Below are 19,434 nucleotides of genomic sequence, written 5' to 3' on the forward strand. Positions count from 1 at the left end.
GTGCTGGTCGTACGCCATGAGCGTCAGGTGGTCGAGCGGGGCACGGAGGGCTCGCACGTCGTAGCCGAGACGGGCGTACCCGGCGGCGGTGGTCGACGCGGACAGGGCGATGTCGAGCCGGACGTCGTCGCCGACGGCTGCCCGGAGCTCCCGGGCGAAGGCGGTGAGACCGGGCTTCTCGGCCGGGGTCAGCGCCTCGAGGTCGATCATGACCGAGTCCCAGCCGCCCGTTGCCACGTCGGCGGCGAGCGAACGGACGACCCGGGCGCGGTTCGCGGGCGAGGTGAGCAGTTTCCGCGCGATCGGCTCGCTGAAGTCCCCGTCGGCCTCGGAGTAGTTGCTCACGAGCAGCTGCGCGGTGAGGCCGTTCGCGTGGGCCCGGTTGCGCTGGGCCTTGGCGGCGCGCGACGGGGCGGTGACCTTCGGCCCCGTCCTGTTCAGCAGCAGCCCGTCGACGCCGACCACGTCCATCGCGGCAGCGTTCGCGTCCACCAGTGCCGTGTCGGCGTTCTCTGGCTGGAAGCCGGTCACGTCGAACCCGTCGGCCCGGGCGGCGGTCGGGGCCGTGCAGCCGGCGAGCGCGAGTCCTGCGGTGAGCGCGGCTGCGAGCAGTACCGTCCAGCGGGCACGGTGGTCGGGAGTCATGCGGAGGGTCCGTCCTGTCGTTCGGGGTGGCCGTGCTGCCGTCGGGATCGTAGCCGTGCCTGGCCCGTACGCGGAGGGTACGAGGCGGTCGGGCGGATCGGCTTCCGACGCCACGACGCCGCCGGTATCCGGGGTGCGCGGATGTGGATCGCACCCGTTCGGGGGCCATTGTGGACCCCGGTGAGGGCGCTTATCGTCCGAGACGTACTCACACTGTCCCCCTCCGAACAGGGTCGGAGGCCCGGGGACAGATCGGAGGATCTGATGAGTGGTTACGAGCGTGCACCGGGGGTCACCCCGGTCCACATCACCTCCTACCGGGCGCGGGCACGCGCCGCCCGACGCGGGTGGATCGTGCAGTCCGAGGACGACGTCGACCGCGAGCGGTTCACCTTCGCGGACCTCCGTGTCCGGCGTGGGTCGGGTCGATGAGCAGCGACACCGTCCCGCGGGTCGCCGTCGGCCACGCGCTCCGGACGGCCGAGCGGTGCGGCCAGACCCCCGGGGACGCCGTCCGGACGGTGCGTGCCGTGTACGGCGGTCGCGACGTCCGGTTCGCGCCCACCGACCGGTTCGCGTTCCGGCACCGGACGGTGCGCCACCACAACGTCGCGCTGCTCTCGTCGGCGGTCTCGACGGCCGCCGCCGCCTCGTTCACGCCGGACGGCACGCCGGTGCTGGCGTGGTCGACCGCGGGCTGCCTCCGGGTCGACGACGATGCGCCCACCCGGCCCGGCCTGCCGGTGCTCCTGCCGACGGACCGGCCGTTCACGCTGCTCGTGCCGGCGGGACCGTCCAGGTGCTGCGGGTGGGAAGGGGATTCCTCGACGCCGTCGACGGCGTCGTGTTCGACCACCGCTTCGCCGGCCGACTGCGATCACGCCCGACCGAGGCCGAGGTGCCCCACCTGGTCGCCCGCATCGACGCGGTCGCGGTCAACGCGTTGCACCCCGACCGCAATCCGGGCGGTCACCTGTCGGCGCAGGTGCTGCTGGCCGAGTCCGTCCTGCGGGCCTACGGCGGGGCGGACGCCGAATCCGACGCCCGGCCGCTGCCCCGGACGGTGAACACCGTGCAGCTCGCGCAGGCCTGGCTCGCGGAGCACTGCGACCGGCCGCTCCAGCTCGCGGACGTCTGCGGTGCCATCGGGGTCAGCTCCCGCACGCTCCAGGAGAACTTCGTGCAGCACGTCGGCGTGAGCCCCATGACGTACCTGCTGCAGGTCCGCCTGGACCGGGTGCGGATCGCACTGCAACTCGCCGACTGTGCGCAGACGACGGTGGCCGAGGTCGCGCACCGGTGGGGCTTCCGCCACATGGGGCGGTTCTCGAGCACGTACCACCAGCGCTTCGACGAGTACCCGAAGGAGACGCTCCGGACGAGCGCCTGACACCCGACGCCCGTCAGCGCAAGCGGTCGGCCAGGAACGCCGCCTGACGCTCCCAGTGCCGGAACCCGCCACCCTCGTGCCCGTTGTACGGGTACACGACGATCTCGCGGTCGGTGGAGCCGAGGGCGTTGAACGCGGCGAAGGTCGTGCGTGGCGGTACGACGTCGTCCATCAGCGCGACCGAGAACAGCGCGGGAGCGGTGATGCCGGGGGCGTGGTTCACGCCGTCGAGGTACGCAGCGGTCGCCCACACGGTGTCGGCAGCGTCGCGGTGGACGGCGAGGTACTGCGCGAGCTCCAGGTACGGCCCACCCACCGCGACGTCGGTGCCGTTCCGCCAGTCGGCCAGGAACGCCACGTCGGGCAGCACCGCCGCGACCGGTCCGACGTGCGCCTCGACCAGGGACGCCGCGGCGATCGTGATGCCGCCGCCCTGGCTGCCGCCGGTCAGGGCGATGCGCTCCGGGTCGACCCCTGGCAGCGTGCGCACCGCCTCGACGAGCCGCACGGCGTCGGTGTAGACGCGGCGGTAGTAGTGGTCGGCGGGCGAGCCGATGCCGTTCGTCATCCAGCCGCTGGCGTGCGGTGCGGAGCCGTGCGGGTCCGGGGTGTCGCCGCCGGCCCACCCGGAGCCCTGGCCGCGGGTGTCCATCACGACGTGCACGTACCCGGCGAGGGCCCAGTGCACGCGCTCGCCCGGGCGACCACGGCCGCCGCCGTAGCCGAGGAACTCGACGACGACCGGTAGTGCGCCCGGGTCGTCCGACACCGGACGGTTGACCCAGGCGCGCACCGGATCGCCGGCGAACCCGGGGAACGTCAGGTCCTCGACGACGAGACCGGTCACCGGGGTCTCGGCCGGCACGAGGGTCGTCTCGACCCCCTCGCCCGCGGTTCGGGCGGCGACGATCGTGTCCGCCCAGAAGGCGTCGAAGTCGGCGGGACGACGGACGTCCGAGCGGTGGGCGCGGAGCGCGTCGAGGGGCAGGTCGGTCAGTGGCATGGGGGTCCTCCGGGGACGATGATGCCCCCGGTGCCCTGGTGGAGGGCGCCGGGGGCGGGGAGTGTCGGATCCGGTGCGTCGGTCAGCGCGCCGCGGCGCGGTACTGCTCGAGCACCTCGGGGTGCGGGTCGGACGGCACGGCGGTCGTCGCGGTGTCCCACGTCGGCAGTGCGCCGGTGAGCGCCCACGCGGCCTGCTTCGCAGCACCCGCGGCGACGTACTCGCCGGGCTCCGGCACCAGGACGTCACGGCCGAACACCTGCGCGGCGACGGTACGGACCGCCGGGTTCCGAGCAGCGCCGCCGATGAGCAGCAGCCGCTCGACGGTCACCCCGGTGCCCTGCACCGCGGCCAGTCCGTCGGCCAGGGCGCAGAGCATCCCCTCGACGGCCGCCCGGGCCAGGTGCGCCCGGTCGGTGGTCGCCGGCGTCATGCCGAGCAGCGATGCGGTCGCGTCCGGCCGGTTGGGCGTGCGCTCGCCGACGAAGTACGGCACCAGGACCAGGCCGTCGGCCCCGGCCGGTGCCTGCAGCGCCAGCTCGCCGAGCTCGCCGTGGTCGACGCCGAGCAGGCCGCCGATCACCTCGAGCACGCGGGCCGCGTTGAGCGTCGTCACGATCGGGAGGCGCGACCCGGTCCCGTCGGCGAAGCCCGCCACGGTCCCGCTCGGGTCACGCACCTCGGCGTCGCTGACCCCGAAGACCGTGCCGCTCGTGCCGAGGGACACCGCGACGTCACCCGGGCCGAGACCCAGGCCGAGCGCTGCCCCGGCGTTGTCGCCGAGTCCGGCGCCGACGACGAGGCCCGACCGCGCGACCGCGCCGCCGGGTAGCTCGACGTCGGTGGACAGGGTGCCCATCGCCTCGTCGGCAGCGACCACGCGGGGCACGACCACGGCGTCGTCGTCGCCCGTCGACGCCGGACGCATCGGCCGCCCGAGCGCGAGCTCGAACAGCTCCGGGTCGTACTCGCGGCGCACCGGGTCCCAGTACCCCGTGCCGCTGGCGTCGGATGCGTCCGTCGCCAGGGCGTCGAGGTCGGGGCCGAGCGGGCTCTCGCCCGCCGGGCCGTGGCCGCGGAGCCGCCACGACAGCCAGTCGTGGGGCAGCGCCACGGCCGCGACGCGGGCGGCGTTCTCGGGCTCCGCGTCGCGGAGCCACCGCAGCTTGGTCCCGGTGAACGACGCGACCGGCACCAGCCCCGTCCGGGCGACCCACGCCTCCCGGCCGAGCTCCTCGACCATCTGCGCGGCCGCATCCGCACTGCGGACGTCGTTCCACAGCAGCGCGTCGCGGACCACGCGGCCGTCGGCGTCGAGCGCCACCATGCCGTGCTGCTGCCCGGCGATGGCGACGGCACCGACGTCGTCGAGGCCGCCGGCGTCGGCGACGGCGGCACCGAGGGCGTCCCACCAGTGGCGGGGGTCGACCGACGTGCCGTCCGGGTGGGACGCGCGTCCCTCGCGGACGACCGCACCGGTCGCTGCGTCACGGATGGTGACCTTGCAGGACTGGGTCGACGAGTCGACCCCGGCGACCAGCTGGCGCTCGCCCGTGTTCTCAGCCCCTTCGGCGGCAGGCCGCCTCAGCGCGTGGAATGCAGCCGCTGGCGCGTCTGCGGTCAATTCCGCGCGCCCATCAGGTGCTCGATCGCGAGCTGCTGCAGGCGGACGAAGCCGAAGCCCTTGCCACCGAAGTAGGCGTCGGCATCGAAGTCCTCGTAGGCCGAGCGGTCGGCGAGGAACGCGTCGTACGACTCGCCGTCGTTCAGCGTCGGCGTCGACAGCTCGCCGACCTTCGAGGCCTCGAGCGCTGCCTGCACCTCGGGGTCGGCGCGGAACGCCTGCGCACGCTCCTTGAGGAGCAGGTACATGCGCATGTTGGCGGACGCGGAGTCCCAGACGCCGGTGATGTCCTCGGTGCGGCTCGGCTTGTAGTCGAAGTGGCGGGGGCCGTCGTAGGCCGGGCCGCCCTGCGGTGCGCCGTGCTCGAGCAGGTCGACGAGCGAGAACGCGTTCTGCAGGTCGCCGTGACCGAACACCAGGTCCTGGTCGTACTTGATGCCGCGCTGGCCGTTCAGGTCGATGTGGAAGAGCTTGCCCTGGTAGAGCGCCTGGGCGATGCCCGCCGTGAAGTTCAGGCCCGCCATCTGCTCGTGGCCGACCTCGGGGTTGATGCCGAACAGCTCCGGACGCTCGAGCGTCTCGGTGAAGGCGATCGCGTGGCCGAGGGTCGGCAGCAGGATGTCGCCGCGGGGCTCGTTCGGCTTCGGCTCGATGGCGAAGCGGATGCCGTAGCCCTTGTCGGTGACGTACTGGGCGAGCAGGTTGACGGCCTCGCGGTAGCGCTCGAGCGCGGCCTGCACGTCCTTCGCGCTGTCGTACTCGGAGCCCTCGCGGCCGCCCCACATCACGAACGTCGACGCGCCGAGCTCGGCGGCGAGGTCGATGTTGCGCAGGACCTTGCGGAGCGCGAAGCGGCGGACCTGCCGGTCGTTCGAGGTGAAGCCGCCGTCCTTGAACACGGGAGCGGAGAACAGGTTCGTCGTGACCATGGGCACGACGATCCCGGTCGACTCGAGCGCACCCTTGAGGCGGTCGATCTGGGTCTGGCGCTCGGCGTCGGTGGAACCGAACGCGAACAGGTCGTCGTCGTGGAAGGTCAGGCCGTAGGCCCCGAGCTCGTCGAGCTTCTCGACCGCCTCGACCACGTCGAGGGCGGGTCGGGTCGGCCCGCCGAAGGGGTCTGAGCCGTTGTAGCCGATGGTCCAGAGACCGAAGGAGAACTTGTCTGCACGGGTGGGCGTCGTTGCCATGGTGGTCACCGTTCGTCGTCGAAACAAAATGTTGCCGCGCCCAACATAAGCGGTAGTGTTGGCTGTGGCAAGCACGTGATCGCAAAGGAGCGAGCGGATGGCAAGTGAGTCGACGGTGCAGCAACGACTGCGGGTCGCGATGGTGGGGCACGGCTTCATGGGAGCCGCACACTCACAGGCGTGGCGGACCGCCCCCAGGTTCTTCGACCTCGGCGCCGAGCCGGAGATGGCGGTGATCGTCGGGCGTGATCCCGGACGCACCGAGGCTGCCCGTCAGCAGTACGGCTGGCAGGCGGCGTCCACCGACTGGCGTGCCGTCGTCGCCGATCCGGACATCGACGTCGTCGACGTCGTGTCCCCTGGCTCCTCGCACGTCGAGATCGCGATCGCTGCGCTCCAGGCCGGCAAGCACGTCCTGTGCGAGAAGCCGCTCGCGAACACCGTCGCCGAGGCCGAGGCGATGACCGCCGCCGCCGACGCCGCCCGTGCACAGGGTGTCCGGGCGATGGTCGGGTTCAGCTACCGCCGGGTGCCGGCCATCGCGTTCGCGCGGCAGCTGGTGCAGGCCGGCCGGATCGGCACCGTGCGCCAGGTCCGCGCGCTCTACCTGCAGGACTGGTTGGCGGACGAGGACGGCCCGATGACCTGGCGCCTCGACAAGTCGCTCGCTGGCTCCGGTGCGCTCGGGGACATCGGCGCGCACGCCATCGACCTGGTCGAGCACGTCACCGGTGCATCGCTCGCCACCGTCTCCGGCACGCTCGAGACCTTCGTGACGGAGCGTCCGCTGATGGCCGAGGGGGTCGGGCTCTCCGGTACCGCGTCGAGCGAGCGCGGGCAGGTCACCGTCGACGACGCCGCGTTCTTCACCGCCCGCCTGGGTGGTGGCGCGGCCGACGGTGCGATCGGCACGTTCGAGGCCACGCGCTACGCGACCGGGCGGAAGAACGGTCTGACGCTCGAGATCAGCGGGTCCGAGGGCGCGATCCAGTTCGACCTCGAGGCGATGAACGAGCTCCGGCTGTACGAGTCGAACGCCCCGGCGGGGGAGCAGGGGTTCCGCCGGATCCTGGTCACCGAACCCGAGCACCCCTACACGGCCGCGTGGTGGCCGACCGGGCACCTCATCGGGTACGAGCACACCTTCAGCCACCAGGTGAAGGACTTCGTCGACGCGATCGTCGCCGGCACCGACCCGTCGCCGTCGTTCGCCGACGGCCTGCACGTGCAGCGGGTCCTCGACGCGGTCGAGCGCAGCGCCGCCGCCGGCAGCACCTGGACGGCGACCTCGTGAGCGCCGCCGACGGCACACGCCAGGCCCTGGTGGTCCGCGGCGGGTGGGACGGCCACCAGCCCGTCGAGACCACTGACCTGTTCGTGCCGTTCCTGCAGGACAGCGGCTTCGCGGTCCGGGTGTCCGACTCGACGGCCGTCTACGCCGACGAGTCCGTCATGGACGAGGTCGACCTGATCGTCCAGGTCGTCACGATGTCGACCATCGCCGACGACGAGTTCGCCGGGCTGCAGCGCGCCGTGCTGGGCGGTGCGGGCCTGGCCGGGTGGCACGGCGGCATCGCCGACGCGTTCCGGAACACCGCCGACTACCTGCACATGATCGGCGGCCAGTTCGCGCACCACGCGGGCAAGCACCCCGACGAACGGGTCGGCGAGCAGTCGGACAACTACATCCCCTACACCGTGCACATCACCGACCTCGGGCACGAGCACCCGATCACGCAGGGCATCGAGGACTTCGACCTCGTCACCGAGCAGTACTGGGTGCTCAGCGACGAGTACAACGACGTGCTGGCGACCACGACGCAGGAGGCCCGGGACTTCGACGCCTGGAACCGGCCGGTCACCGCGCCCGCGATCTGGACCAGGCAGTGGGGCGAGGGACGGGTGTTCGTCTCGGCTCCGGGTCACCGGCTCGAGGTCGTCGAGTCGCAACCGCTCCGCACCATCATCGAACGGGGACTCCTGTGGGCAGCACGGTGAACGAACGAGCACTGCGGGTCGGCGTCGTCGGCGTCGGGGTCATCAGCCAGCAGTACTTCGAGCACTTCCCGGCGCTGTCCGGGCTGTCGCTCGTGGCGGTCGCCGACCTCGACGTCGCCCGCGCCCAGCAGGTCGGTGCGGCACAGGGCGTTCGCGGCACCACCGTGGACGACCTGCTCGCCGCCGACGACGTCGACGTGGTGCTCAACCTGACGATCCCGGCCGCGCACGCCGACGTCGCCACCCGCGCGATCGCCGCGGGCAAGCACGTCTACGGCGAGAAGCCACTCGCGATGTCGACCGACGAGGCCGCACCGGTGCTCGAAGCCGCCCGCGCCGCAGGCCTGCGCGTCGGCAGCGCCCCGGACACCGTCCTCGGCACCGGCATCCAGACCGCGCGGGCCGCCCTGGACGACGGCGCGATCGGCACCCCGGTCGGTGCCGCCGTCGCCTGGAGCGCACCCGGGCACGAGCTCTGGCACCCCGCCCCGGCGTTCTACTACCAGCCGGGCGGCGGACCGCTCCTCGACATGGGGCCGTACTACCTGACCAGCCTCGTCACGTTCTTCGGGCCGGTCGTCCGGGTCAGCGGCAGCGCCACCCGCTCCACCCGCGAACGGACGATCGCGACCGGGCCGAACGCCGGCACGTCGATCCCGGTCGACATCGACACGCACGTCGTGGCGATCCTCGAGCACGAGAGCGGCGTGGTCTCCACCGTCACCGTCTCGTTCGAGGTCTGGGCCACCCGCGCCCCGCTGTTCGAGGTGTACGGCACCGCCGGCACCCTCGGCGTCCCGGACCCGAACCGGTTCTCGGACACCGTGTCGATCGCCACCGCCGACGACCGCTCGTGGCGGGACCTGCCGGTCGCCGCCGGGTACGCCGACGCCGGCCGCGGCTACGGCCTCGCCGACATGGCACACGCGATCGCGACGGACCGGCCGCACCGAGCCTCCGGCGACCTCGCGTTCCACGTGCTCGAGGTCATGGAGGCGGTCTCCGCCGCCGCCCGAGACCACACGGTCGTCGACGTGCACTCACGCGTCGAGCGACCCGCCACCGTCGCCGCCGGGTCCGCACCCGGATCCTGGTGACGGAACCCGACCACCGCGAAGAAGGACGACGACGATGACGACGACGGACGCGAGCGACACGACGGAGACGACCCGGGCCTCCAGGCCGGTCACCCTGTTCACCGGACAGTGGGCCGACCTGCCCTTCGAGGAGGTCGCCCGGCTCGCCGGGGGATGGGGCTACGACGGGCTGGAGATCGCCTGCTGGGGTGACCACCTGGACGTCCGGCGCGCCGCGACGGACCCTTCGTACGTCGCCGAGCGCAGGGCGATCCTGGAACGCAACGGGCTGCAGGTCTGGACGATCGCGAACCACCTGGTCGGCCAGGCCGTGTGCGACGACCCCATCGACCAGCGGCACGAGGACATCGTCCCGCCGCACGTGTGGGGCGACGGTGACCCCGAGGGCGTGCGGCAGCGTGCGGCCGAGGAACTGCAGTGGACCGCCCGTGCCGCCGCGGCGCTCGGTGTCGACACCGTCACCGGCTTCTCCGGCTCGTCGATCTGGAAGACCGTCGCCGGGTTCCCGCCCGTGCCCCCGGGGATGATCGACGCCGGGTACCAGGACTTCCACGACCGCTGGTCACCGATCCTCGACGTCTTCGAGGAGGTCGGGGTCCGGTTCGCGCTCGAGGTGCACCCGTCCGAGATCGCCTACGACTACTGGACCGCTCGTCGGGCGTTGGACGTCTTCGCGGACCGGCCGGCGTTCGGGTTCAACTTCGACCCGTCGCACTTCGTCTGGCAGGACCTCGACCCGGCCGCGTTCCTGCTCGACTTCGCCGACCGGGTGTACCACGTGCACTGCAAGGAGTCGGTGAAGCAGCTCGACGGGCGCAACGGTCGACTGGGCTCACACCTGCCGTGGGGCGACCCCCGGCGCGGATGGGACTTCGTCACCGCCGGCCACGGGGACGTGCCGTGGGAGCGGGTGTTCCGCGTGCTCAACCACATCGGTTACGCCGGCCCGACCAGCGTCGAGTGGGAGGACGCCGGCATGGACCGGCTCGTCGGCGGGCCCGAGGCGCTGGCGTTCGTCCGGCGGCTCGGTGCCATCGCGCCGCCGGACGCCGCGTTCGACGCCGCGTTCTCGCGGTCGCGCTGACCGGGCCGTCGCGGTCGCCGAGGTCTCGCGCTGCGCGACCGTCCACGGGCCGGCCGGTGCGAGACTCGTCGCGCAGCCCGGAACCCCACCCACGACCCCACCCACCACCACCGAGGAGGATCCATGGCACGGCAGCCCACGGCCACACCGGGCAACGCCGCGCGCGTCCTCCGGCTCGTCCACGAGGACGGCCCCGTCACCCGCGCCGAGCTCACCCGGCGCACCGGCCTGAACCGCTCGACCATCCTCGCGCTCGTCGGGGAACTCGTCGACGCCGGTCTCGCGCACGAGGAGACCCCCGCCGCGGGAACCCCCGGTGCCGGTGTCGGACGGCCGAGCGGGGTCGTCCGGGCGTCCGGCGACGTCCTCGCCGCCGCGGTCACGGTCGAGATCGACGCCGTCGGTGTCGCCCTCGTCGGCCTCGACGGCACCGTCCGCGACCGGCTTGTCGAGCCGCAGACCACCGTGCCCACCGCGGCGCAGGCGATCGACGCCGTCGCCCGGGTCCTCGCAGCACTCCTCGCCCGCACCGGACCGGCGGTCCGGGTCGTCGGGGTCGGCGTCGCCGTGCCCGGCATCGTCCGGGTCGAGGACGGCACCGTGCGCGACGCCCCGCACCTGGGATGGCGCGACGAACCCCTCGCCGCACCGCTCGCAGAACGCCTGGGTCTGCCGGTCCGGGCCGCGAACGACGCCAACCTCGGCGCCTGGGCGGAACGGCTCTACGGCAGCGCGCGCGGCGTCGACGACCTCGTGTACCTGAACGGTGGCGCGAGCGGCATCGGCGGCGGGATCGTCAGCGCCGGCCGGCCCTTCAGTGGCGCCGACGGGTACGCGGGCGAGCTCGGGCACACCTTCGTCGCGGCGAACGGGATCCGCTGCCACTGCGGTGCGGTCGGCTGCCTGGAGACCGAGGCCTCACGCTCCGCCCTCACCGCGGTGACCGGGACGCCGCCGGACGACCTCGACGCGCTCGCGGCGGCGCTCGCCGAGGGCCGGCCCGAGGTCGAGCTGGTCGTCGACCGACAGGTCACCGCACTCGCGACCGCCCTGCGGAACGCCATCCACACCGTCGACCCCGAGGTCGTCGTGCTCGGCGGGTTCCTCGGTGCGCTGCTCGGGCACGTCGGTGACCGGGTCGAGACCGACGTCCGGGCGCAGACGATGGCCGCCATGACCGACCGGCTCCGCATCGTCCCGGCGGCACTCGGCCGCGACGTCCTGGTCCGTGGCGCCGCCGAGATCGGCTTCGCGGAGCTGCTGCGCGAAGCCGCGATGCCGTCGGCATCGGCATCGGCGCCGGCACCGGCACCAGTGCCAGCGACCACGCCCGCGGCACCCGCAGCCGCCCCCTCCACCACCCACACGTCCGGCCGCGACGACGCGACCGAGGAAGCGAGAACCGCATGACCTCCACCCAGCGCACCAGCGTCCTGCTCGGCACCCAGGACCTCACCGTCGAGGACCGCCCCGTCCCCGCCGTCGACCCCGGCGACGTGCTCGTCCGGGTCGCCGCCGTGGGCGTCTGCGGCTCCGATGTGCACTACTACCGCCACGGCCGCATCGGCGACTTCGTCGTCGAGGAGCCCCTCGTCCTCGGGCACGAGCTCTCCGGGACGATCGAGGCCGTCGGCGAGGGCGTCGACCCGTCCCGCGTGGGGGAGCGCGTGGCCATCGAGCCGCAGCGTCCGTGCCACCGCTGCGCGCAGTGCCTGGCCGGCCGCTACAACCTCTGCCCGCACATGCGCTTCTACGCGACGCCGCCGGTCGACGGGGCCTTCACCGAGTTCGTCACCATCGAGGCCGAGTTCGCGCACGTCCTGCCCGACGCCGTCTCGTTCGAGGCCGGCGCGCTCCTCGAGCCCCTGTCCGTCGGCATCGCCGCCGTCCGCAAGGCCGGCATCGTGCCCGGTTCGTCGGTGCTCATCGCCGGCGCCGGTCCGATCGGCATCATCTGCGCCCAGGTCGCGAAGGCCTTCGGCGCCTCGCGCATCGTCGTCAGCGACCTGGTGCCGGAGCGCCGTGCGCGGGCTCTGGAGTACGGCGCCACCGAGGTCGTCGACCCCACCGCCGTGTCCGTCGCGTCCGACATCGTCCCCGTCGACGCGTTCATCGACGCCAGCGGTGCACCCCGAGCGGTGTCGGACGGCATCAAGGCGGTCGGCCCGGCAGGTGCCGCGGTGCTGGTCGGGCTCGGCAACTCCGAGATGACGCTGCCGGTCGAGCACATCCAGAACCTCGAGGTCACGGTCACCGGGATCTTCCGGTACACGAACACGTGGCCGGTCGCCATCGAGCTGGTCGCGTCCGGGCAGGTCGACCTCGACTCGCTCGTCACCGGTCGCTTCGGGCTCGACGACGTCCGCGAGGCCCTCGAGAGCGACACCGACCCGGAGTCGCTCAAGTCCGTCGTCTACCCCGGTGGCGTCCCGGCCTGAACAGGCACGGTGCGGGTCCCGCCAGCCCGGGCCGCGTTGCGGACCTGGTGCGGCGTTGCAGCCGGGCGCGGTGCGTGGAAGCACGCACGGGGTGGCGACGGACGCACGGTGCGGACGGGAGGCGCGGGGCTGGGCCGCCCCGTGCCTCCCGTCCGGCACGTGACCCGGAACGGGGCCACCGCCGCGTCACCGGGACGCGCTACGGTTCGCGCATGACCGCTTCACCGGCCGCCGTCGTGCCGCAGCGCACCGACCGGCGCGCGCTCGTCTCCTGGGCGCTCTGGGACTGGGGGTCCGCCGCGTTCAACGCGGTCGTCACCACCTTCGTGTTCAGCACGTACCTGGCCAGCCGGGCGTTCGTGGACCCGGCGCTCGTCGGCGACACGTCCGCGGCCGGCAAGGCGATCGTGGAACGCGAGCTCGCGCACAACGCCGCCGTCGTGTCCACCGCACTGACCATCGCGGGCATCGTCGTGGCCCTGGTGGCACCGGCCATGGGGCGGCTCGCGGACTCGTCCGGACACCGCCGCAGGTCGGTCCTCATCGCCACGATCGGCGTCGCGCTGTCCATCGGTGGCATGGTCTTCGTCGCGCCGAGCCAGCCGTACCTGTTGCTCGGAGCGGCGCTGCTCGGCATCGGGACCGTCGCCTACGAGATCGCGAGCGTCGGCTACAACGCCATGATCGGGCAGATCGCCTCCGGGGAACGCACCGGCCGCGTCTCCGCCATCGGGTGGGCGGCCGGGTACTTCGGGGGGATCGTGCTGCTCGTCCTGCTGCTCGTGCTCTGCATCCAGGACTTCCGGGGCGACGGGGTCGTCGGCGGGCTCCTGCAGCTGCCGGCCACCGTCGCCACCGGCCAGTGGGACGTCCGCGTCGCGATCGGCATCGCCGCCGTCTGGCTGGCCGTCAGCTCGATCCCGCTGTTCCTCACCGTGCCCGAAGCGGTGCCCGACCGCACCCGCGGCGGCGGGGTGTTCAGTGCCTACGCGGACCTCGGCCGGGACATCGCACGGCTGTGGCGCGAGCGGCGCAACGTCCTCGCCTTCCTGCTCGCCAGCGCGGTGTTCCGCGACGGCGTCGGGGCCGTCTTCACGTTCGGCGGGATCGTCGCCGCGCAGGTGTTCGGGTTCACGCCGTCACAGGTCATCCTGTTCGCCATCGCCGCGAACGTCGTGGCCGGCATCGCGACGTTCGTCTCGGGTCGCCTCGACGACCGGTTCGGGTCGCGTTCGCTCATCATGGTCTCGCTCGTCGGACTCGCCGTGTGCGGGGTCGGGGTCTTCGCCGCCGGCAACGAGACGCAGTGGTTCTGGATGCTCGGGCTGACCCTCGCCGTGTTCGTCGGCCCGGTGCAGTCGTCGTCCCGCGCGTACCTGGCGCGGCTGGCGACCCCCGGCCGCGAGGGCGAGCTCTTCGGCCTCTACGCCACCACCGGCCGGGCCGCGTCGTTCCTCGCGCCGGCGCTGTTCGGCGTCGCGGTGACCGTCGGTGGGTCGACCCGGTTCGGGATCCTCGGCGTGGTGGTCGTGCTCATCGCCGGGCTGGTGCTGATGGCGTTCGTCAAGCGGGAGCCGCAGGGCGCGCGGGCCTGATCCACGGCGTGCCGTCGGCGCGGCCCGGAGGCGCGGTGCTCCGTCCACAGGCTGCGGTTCTGCGCACGGTTCCGCACAGTGCCGTGGTCGCGTCGGGCGGCCCGGGCCGCGGTGCGCCAGGATGGGTGCATGACCGACCAGCGCATCGCCGTCGTCGTCCTCGCCGCCGGGCAGGGCACGCGCATGAAGTCGTCCACGCCCAAGGTGCTGCACCGGCTCGCCGGACTGCCGCTCATCGGGCACGTCCTGCGCACGGCGTCGTCGCTCAGCCCCGAGCACGTCGCCGTCGTCGTGCGGCACGAGCGTGACCTCGTCGCGGCCGAGGTCGTCGAGCGCGCCCCCGACGCGATCATCGTCGACCAGGACGACGTCCCCGGCACCGGCCGCGCGGTCGAGGTGGCGGTCGAAGCACTGCCGGCCGACTTCGACGGCGCCGTCGTGGTGCTGTCCGGCGACGTCCCGCTGCTCGACGCCGCATCGCTCCGGCTCCTCGTCGACGCCCACGTCGGCGGCGGCAACGGGGCGACCTTCGTGAGTGCGATCGCCCCGGACCCGACCGGCCTCGGACGGATCGTGCGGGACGCTTCCGGCGCCTTCGTCAGCGTCGTCGAGCACAAGGACGCGACGGCCGAACAGCTGACCATCACCGAGGCGAACGCGGGCATCTACGCGTTCGACGTGGCACGCCTCCGGGCGGCCCTCCCGTCGCTCACCACGGCGAACGCCCAGGGCGAGAAGTACATCACCGACGCCCCCGCGCTGATCAGCGAGCGGGGCGGCCGCATCGACGTGGTCACCCTGACCGATCCGTGGCTCGTCGCCGGCATCAACGACCGGGCGCAGCTCTCCGACGCCGCGCGTGAACTCAACGCCCGCATCGTCCGCCGGCACCAGCTCGCCGGCGTCACCGTGCAGGACCCGGCGACCACCTGGATCGACCTCGACGTCACCATCGAGCCCGACGCCGAGGTGCTGCCGGGCACCCAGCTCATCGGCGCCACCGCGATCGCGGCCGGCGCCGTCGTCGGGCCGGACACCACGCTCCGCGACACCGAGGTCGGGGCCCGCGCCACCGTGAACCGCGTCGACGCCACCCTCGCCGTGATCGGGGACGGCGCCTCGGTCGGCCCGTTCGCCTACCTGCGGCCGGGCACGATCCTCGGCGACGACGGCAAGATCGGCACCTTCGTCGAGACGAAGAACGCCCGGATCGGTCGCGGCAGCAAGGTCCCGCACCTGTCCTACATCGGCGACGCCGAGGTGGGCGAGGACTCGAACATCGGCGCGAACACCATCACCGCGAACTACGACGGCGTGCACAAGCACCGCACCGAGGTCGGCTCGAACGTCCGGACAGGCTCGCACAACGTGTTCGTCGCCCCCGTTAGGATTGGTGACGGTGCGTACACCGGCGCCGGGACCACCGTCCGCAAGGACGTTCCGGCAGGATCGCTCGCGATCAGCTACGCCCCACAGCGCAACACCGACGGATGGGTCGAGGAACACCGACCCGGCACACCGGCGGCCGAGGCTGCTCGGCTCGCGAACGGCGAATAGATCCCGGCGACCACCCGTCGCCGACATCGACCCCTCGTGGGTCAGGGAGTGAGCACCGCACTTGTCCGGAATCAAGACAACCGGCCAGAAACGACTCGTCCTCGTCTCGGGGCGAGCACACCCGGCGCTCTCTGCCGAGATCGCGGAGGAGCTCGGGGTCGACCTCGTGCCGACCGATGCCCGGACGTTCGCGAACGGTGAGCTCTACGCCCGCTTCGACGAGTCGGTCCGTGGCTGCGACGCCTTCGTCATCCAGTCGCACACCGCGCCGATCAACGAGTGGCTCATGGAGCAGCTCATCATGGTCGACGCGCTGAAGCGTGCCTCGGCGAAGCGCATCACGGTCGTCGCGCCGTTCTACCCCTACGCCCGCCAGGACAAGAAGGGCCGTGGCCGCGAGCCGATCTCGGCCCGCCTCGTCGCCGACCTGTTCAAGGCCGCCGGCGCGCACCGCATCATGAGCGTCGACCTGCACGCCGCGCAGATCCAGGGCTTCTTCGACGGCCCCGTCGACCACCTGTTCGCCATGCCGGTGCTGCTCGAGCGCTTCCGCCAGATCCTCGACCCGGAGACGCTCACCGTCGTGTCGCCCGACATGGGCCGCGTCCGTGTCGCCGACATCTGGTCCGAGAAGCTCGGCGCCCCGCTCGCCATCATCCACAAGCGCCGCGACCCGCTCGTGCCGAACCAGGTCTCGGTGCACGAGATCGTCGGTGACGTCAGCGGCCGCGTGTGCCTGCTCGTCGACGACCTCATCGACACCGGCCGCACGATCGCCAAGGCTGCCGAGGCGCTCAAGAACGCCGGCGCCACGGGTGTCGTCGTCGCCGCGACCCACGCCGTCTTCTCCGACCCCGCCACCGAGCTGCTGCAGAGCGAGTTCATCGACCGCGTGGTCGTGACGGACACCCTGCCCCTGCCGATGGAGAAGCGCTGGGACCGCCTCGAGGTCCTGCCCATCGCCCCGCTCATCGCCCGTGCCATCCACGAGGTCTTCGACGACGGCTCCGTGACGTCGATGTTCGACGGCGCAGCGTAGCGGAGCCGGCGAACCATGGGCACAGCCGACGGCGTAGGACGACCTCCGCGACGTGACGTGTCCCGTCGCCCGTGGTGACCCACCCCGCGCGTGACGCCCTCGCGGCCCGGCTCCGGGCCGCGGGGAGCGTCTTCGCCGAGGACGAAGCCGACCTGCTGCTCGAGGCCGGTGACGGCGAGCCGGTGCGACTCCGCACCCTCGTGCAGCGTCGGCTGGCCGGAGATCCGCTCGAGTACGTACTCGGCTGGGCTGCCTTCGACGGGCACCGCATCCGGGTGACCCCCGGGGTCTTCGTGCCGCGAGCTCGCACCACGGTCGTCGTCGAGCAAGCTGCGCGTCGGCTGCAGCGCTACGACCGCGTGGTCGACCTGTGCTGCGGCGCCGGTGCGATCTCGGTGGCCCTGTTCGGTCGGGTCGGCGCGCTCGACCTCGTCGCCACGGACATCGACCCGGACGCCGTCGACGTCGCGGCCGAGAACATCGGCGACCGCGGCATCGTCGTCGCGGGTGACCTGTTCGCGCCGTTGCCCGATCGGTTCCGCGGCGCCGTGGCGGTCATCGCGGTGAACGCCCCGTACGTGCCGACGGCCTCGATCGAGCTCATGCCGGCAGAGGCCCGCGAGCACGAACACCGCGTCGCCCTCGACGGTGGTGCGGACGGCCTCGACCTGCACCGGCGGATCGCCGCGGGTGCGGGGGAGTGGCTCCGCCCCGGTGGTGCCGTCGTCATCGAGGTGTCCGAGGCCCAGGCCGAGACGTCCGCCGCTGCCTTCACGGCCGCGGGCTTCTCCACCGTGGTCGAGCGGGACGCCGAGGTCGACGGCACCTGCGTCGTCGCGACCCTTCCCGTCTGACCCCGCTCTGCCCGCCTGGTCCGGTGCCGAGCCGTCACGACATGCCGCTCAGATTCGCCGAGGCGGCACGAAGTGTCGCTCGCGCGTCTGCGAGCCGACACGTTCTGCGACCTCGACGGCAGGCAGCGGGCGTGTCGCCGACCCGCTCCCGGACGGTCAGCGCGCGTCGACCGTCACCGTGTGCCAGCCCGTCGCACCGTTCGGCGCCGGCGGCCGGTCCACGCTCGTCTGCACCTCGCCGTCCGCACTGGTCGCACGCACCTCGATGCGGTGCGAGCCGGCGGTCGGCGTCCACCGCACCACCCACTGCCGCCAGGTGTCCGCGGAGACCGAGTCGGCGAGTTCGGCGCGCTGCCAGTCGCCGCCTCCGACGCGGACCTCGACGGCCTTCACACCTTTGTGCGGCTGCCACGCGACCCCCGCGATCGCAACCGGCGTGCCCGCGGTCACGGTCGAACCGTTCCGGGGTGTGTCGATGCGGGACTCGAGCTTGACCGGGCCACGTTCCGACCAGCCGCGCGGTGTCCAGTAGCCCTGCGCGTCGGCGAACCGGGTGACCTCGAGCTCGGTGACCCACTTCGTGGCCGAGACGTACCCGAACAGGCCCGGCACGATCATGCGTACCGGGAACCCGTGCTCGGTCGGCAGGGGCTCGCCGTTCATCCCGACCGCGAGCAGCGCCGCGGTGCCGTCGTCCTGCAGCACGTCGAGCGGGGTGCCGGCGGAGAACCCGTCGATGCTCCGTGAGAGCACCATGTCGGCGTCGGCCGTCGGACGTGCCCGGGCGAGGAGCTCCCGGATCGGGTAGCCCAGCCAGCGGGCCGTGCCGATGAGGTCACCACCCACCTCGTTCGACACGCAGCTCAGGGTCGCCACGTGCTCCTCGAGGGGCAGCGCGAGCAGCTCGTTCCACGTCAGCGTGATCTCGTTCTCGACCGCGCCGTGGATGCGGAGCGACCAGTCGGCCGGATCGACCTGCGGGACGCGCAGGGCCGTGTCGATCCGGTAGAAGTCGGCGTTCGGTGTGATGTAGGGGGTGATGCCGTCGACGTCGAGCGACGCGCCTGCGGGGACCGCCGGTGCAGCGGTCGCCGCGGCTGGCAGCCGGACGGCCCGCCTGGCAGCAGCGGCCGCCTGCATCGCGGACGACCCCAGCCGGGAGGCGGTGCCCACCACGATCGCGAGGGTCGCCGTCGCGACCCCCCAGACCAGGAACGTGCGGCGCTCCGCCGAGGCGGGTCGCGGTGCCGCCGTCGGCACGGTCGCCGCGGCCTCCCATCGGCGCAGCCGCTGGAGCAGCAGGCGCAGGACGACCACGGCCGCCGCGATGCCGAGGACCGTCGGGGCGCCGTCGAGCGTCCCGCTGCCCGAGCGGGTGCTGACGGCGAGCAGCGCCAGCACACCCCCGGCGGCGAACACGAGGGCGCCGAAGGGTGGCCGCACACGTTCGAGGACCCCGGCACCGGCACTGATCGCGATGACGATCATCGTCATGAGCACGAAGAGGGCGACCTTGTCCCCGGTGCCGAACACGGCGACCATGAAGTCCTTGGCACCCGGGGGAGCGAGGTCGATGACGGCGGACCCGACGGCGACCAGGGGGCTGCCCGCTCCGCCGAGCAGCAGCGCCCCGAACTCGGCGACACCGAGGAACGCGGCGACGGCCAGGACGCCGACGATCGCGGCGATCAGCGTCCAGCGTCGGGCCACAGGGCCGTCGGGCCTGTTCGGGCCGTCCGACGGACCCGCCGTCGATCGACCGATCGGTTCGTCCGTCGTCTCGGTGGTCACCGCCCGAGCGTAGGTCGCCCGGCCGCTCGTGGGCTGTGTGTGCGTGCTTCCCCGCGCGTTCATCGGGATCGGCCAGCAGGTGGCGCGCGGCTCGTGGGAGGATCGGACCGTGCTGCAGCGTCCGGATGG

At 72.9% G+C, this 19,434-nt stretch carries 17 protein-coding genes; 12 read left to right on the forward strand and 5 right to left on the reverse strand.

Annotation, left to right across the window (positions count from 1 at the left end):
• Positions 1-645: glycosyl hydrolase family 18 protein (locus tag H7A73_RS12460; protein ID WP_259362872.1), on the reverse strand; the 645-nt coding region annotated here is incomplete at its 3' end.
• 264 nt (positions 646-909) lie between these two features.
• On the opposite strand from H7A73_RS12460, the gene H7A73_RS12465 reads away from it, so the two are divergent.
• Together H7A73_RS12465 and H7A73_RS12470 are read left to right on the forward strand one after the other, a co-directional pair.
• Positions 910-1,077: a hypothetical protein gene (locus tag H7A73_RS12465; RefSeq protein WP_182066246.1), complete on the forward strand. Its 168-nt coding sequence runs from the start codon at positions 910-912 to the stop codon at positions 1,075-1,077.
• A 376-nt stretch (positions 1,078-1,453) separates the two neighbouring features.
• Positions 1,454-2,035 carry a helix-turn-helix transcriptional regulator gene (locus H7A73_RS12470; RefSeq protein WP_220456614.1) on the forward strand — a complete coding sequence of 194 codons (582 nt, stop codon included), beginning with the start codon at positions 1,454-1,456 and terminating at the stop codon, positions 2,033-2,035.
• 13 nt (positions 2,036-2,048) lie between these two features.
• Here the strand turns inward: H7A73_RS12470 and H7A73_RS12475 are convergent, their stop codons facing one another.
• The 3 genes from H7A73_RS12475 to xylA all read right to left on the reverse strand — a co-directional run bounded on the left by H7A73_RS12475 (position 2,049) and on the right by xylA (position 5,852).
• Entirely contained in the window at positions 2,049-3,038 is a 990-nt protein-coding gene (locus H7A73_RS12475) for an acetylxylan esterase (protein WP_182066247.1), read from the reverse strand.
• 82 nt (positions 3,039-3,120) lie between these two features.
• On the reverse strand, positions 3,121-4,578 hold the full coding sequence (gene xylB, locus H7A73_RS12480) for a xylulokinase (RefSeq protein ID WP_182066288.1): 1,458 nt from the start codon (positions 4,576-4,578) through the stop codon (positions 3,121-3,123).
• A gap of 80 nt (positions 4,579-4,658) precedes the next feature.
• Entirely contained in the window at positions 4,659-5,852 is a 1,194-nt protein-coding gene (gene xylA, locus H7A73_RS12485; RefSeq protein WP_182066248.1) for a xylose isomerase, read from the reverse strand.
• Between the two features lie 97 nt (positions 5,853-5,949).
• Here xylA and H7A73_RS12490 point away from each other — a divergent pair, with 97 nt between their 5' ends.
• The 10 genes from H7A73_RS12490 (at position 5,950) to H7A73_RS12535 (ending at position 17,514) form a co-directional block, all read left to right on the forward strand.
• Positions 5,950-7,146 carry a Gfo/Idh/MocA family protein gene (locus H7A73_RS12490; RefSeq protein WP_259362874.1) on the forward strand — a complete coding sequence of 399 codons (1,197 nt, stop codon included), beginning with the start codon at positions 5,950-5,952 and terminating at the stop codon, positions 7,144-7,146.
• Positions 7,143-7,850: a ThuA domain-containing protein gene (locus tag H7A73_RS12495; RefSeq protein WP_182066249.1), complete on the forward strand. Its 708-nt coding sequence runs from the start codon at positions 7,143-7,145 to the stop codon at positions 7,848-7,850. Before H7A73_RS12490 ends, H7A73_RS12495 begins: the two co-directional genes overlap by 4 nt.
• Positions 7,847-8,947, forward strand: coding sequence for a Gfo/Idh/MocA family protein (locus tag H7A73_RS12500; RefSeq protein ID WP_411469315.1), 1,101 nt, complete (start codon positions 7,847-7,849; stop codon positions 8,945-8,947). The genes H7A73_RS12495 and H7A73_RS12500 overlap by 4 nt, the downstream gene beginning before the upstream one ends.
• A 34-nt stretch (positions 8,948-8,981) precedes the next feature.
• On the forward strand, positions 8,982-10,031 hold the full coding sequence (locus H7A73_RS12505; protein WP_182066251.1) for a sugar phosphate isomerase/epimerase family protein: 1,050 nt from the start codon (positions 8,982-8,984) through the stop codon (positions 10,029-10,031).
• Positions 10,032-10,154: 123 nt separating this feature from the next.
• The gene (locus tag H7A73_RS12510; protein WP_182066252.1) at positions 10,155-11,441 is read left to right on the forward strand and encodes an ROK family transcriptional regulator; all 1,287 of its coding nucleotides are present in this window, start codon (positions 10,155-10,157) and stop codon (positions 11,439-11,441) included.
• Complete coding sequence (locus H7A73_RS12515) at positions 11,438-12,469, forward strand: NAD(P)-dependent alcohol dehydrogenase (RefSeq protein ID WP_111088870.1); 1,032 nt, start codon at positions 11,438-11,440, stop codon at positions 12,467-12,469. The genes H7A73_RS12510 and H7A73_RS12515 overlap by 4 nt, the downstream gene beginning before the upstream one ends.
• Positions 12,470-12,681: 212 nt before the next feature.
• Positions 12,682-14,064, forward strand: coding sequence for an MFS transporter (locus H7A73_RS12520; protein WP_182066253.1), 1,383 nt, complete (start codon positions 12,682-12,684; stop codon positions 14,062-14,064).
• A gap of 129 nt (positions 14,065-14,193) precedes the next feature.
• Positions 14,194-15,621, forward strand: a complete 1,428-nt coding sequence (glmU, locus tag H7A73_RS12525; RefSeq protein ID WP_182066254.1) for a bifunctional UDP-N-acetylglucosamine diphosphorylase/glucosamine-1-phosphate N-acetyltransferase GlmU — start codon at positions 14,194-14,196, stop codon at positions 15,619-15,621.
• Between the two features lie 61 nt (positions 15,622-15,682).
• Entirely contained in the window at positions 15,683-16,660 is a 978-nt protein-coding gene (locus tag H7A73_RS12530) for a ribose-phosphate diphosphokinase (RefSeq protein WP_182066255.1), read from the forward strand.
• A gap of 74 nt (positions 16,661-16,734) precedes the next feature.
• The gene (locus H7A73_RS12535) at positions 16,735-17,514 is read left to right on the forward strand and encodes a putative protein N(5)-glutamine methyltransferase (RefSeq protein WP_310648860.1); all 780 of its coding nucleotides are present in this window, start codon (positions 16,735-16,737) and stop codon (positions 17,512-17,514) included.
• Positions 17,515-17,670: 156 nt separating this feature from the next.
• Here H7A73_RS12535 and H7A73_RS12540 read toward each other — a convergent pair whose 3' ends face one another.
• Positions 17,671-19,305, reverse strand: a complete 1,635-nt coding sequence (locus H7A73_RS12540; protein ID WP_182066257.1) for a molybdopterin-dependent oxidoreductase — start codon at positions 19,303-19,305, stop codon at positions 17,671-17,673.
• Positions 19,306-19,434 lie beyond the last annotated feature (129 nt).

The organism is Curtobacterium sp. ME12, from assembly GCF_903970855.1.
Lineage (GTDB): Bacteria > Actinomycetota > Actinomycetes > Actinomycetales > Microbacteriaceae > Curtobacterium > Curtobacterium poinsettiae_A.

What these genes read in the sequence shown, in the direction of transcription:
- H7A73_RS12510 (WP_182066252.1), top strand. Translation starts at nt 10,155, where the DNA reads ATGGCACGGCAGCCCACGGCCACACCGGGCAACGCCGCGCGCGTCCTC.
- glmU (WP_182066254.1), top strand. Translation starts at nt 14,194, where the DNA reads ATGACCGACCAGCGCATCGCCGTCGTCGTCCTCGCCGCCGGGCAGGGC.
- H7A73_RS12520 (WP_182066253.1), top strand. Translation starts at nt 12,682, where the DNA reads ATGACCGCTTCACCGGCCGCCGTCGTGCCGCAGCGCACCGACCGGCGC.
- H7A73_RS12465 (WP_182066246.1), top strand. Translation starts at nt 910, where the DNA reads ATGAGTGGTTACGAGCGTGCACCGGGGGTCACCCCGGTCCACATCACC.
- H7A73_RS12475 (WP_182066247.1), bottom strand. Translation starts at nt 3,038, where the DNA reads ATGCCACTGACCGACCTGCCCCTCGACGCGCTCCGCGCCCACCGCTCG.
- xylA (WP_182066248.1), bottom strand. Translation starts at nt 5,852, where the DNA reads ATGGCAACGACGCCCACCCGTGCAGACAAGTTCTCCTTCGGTCTCTGG.
- H7A73_RS12490 (WP_259362874.1), top strand. Translation starts at nt 5,950, where the DNA reads ATGGCAAGTGAGTCGACGGTGCAGCAACGACTGCGGGTCGCGATGGTG.
- H7A73_RS12505 (WP_182066251.1), top strand. Translation starts at nt 8,982, where the DNA reads ATGACGACGACGGACGCGAGCGACACGACGGAGACGACCCGGGCCTCC.
- H7A73_RS12515 (WP_111088870.1), top strand. Translation starts at nt 11,438, where the DNA reads ATGACCTCCACCCAGCGCACCAGCGTCCTGCTCGGCACCCAGGACCTC.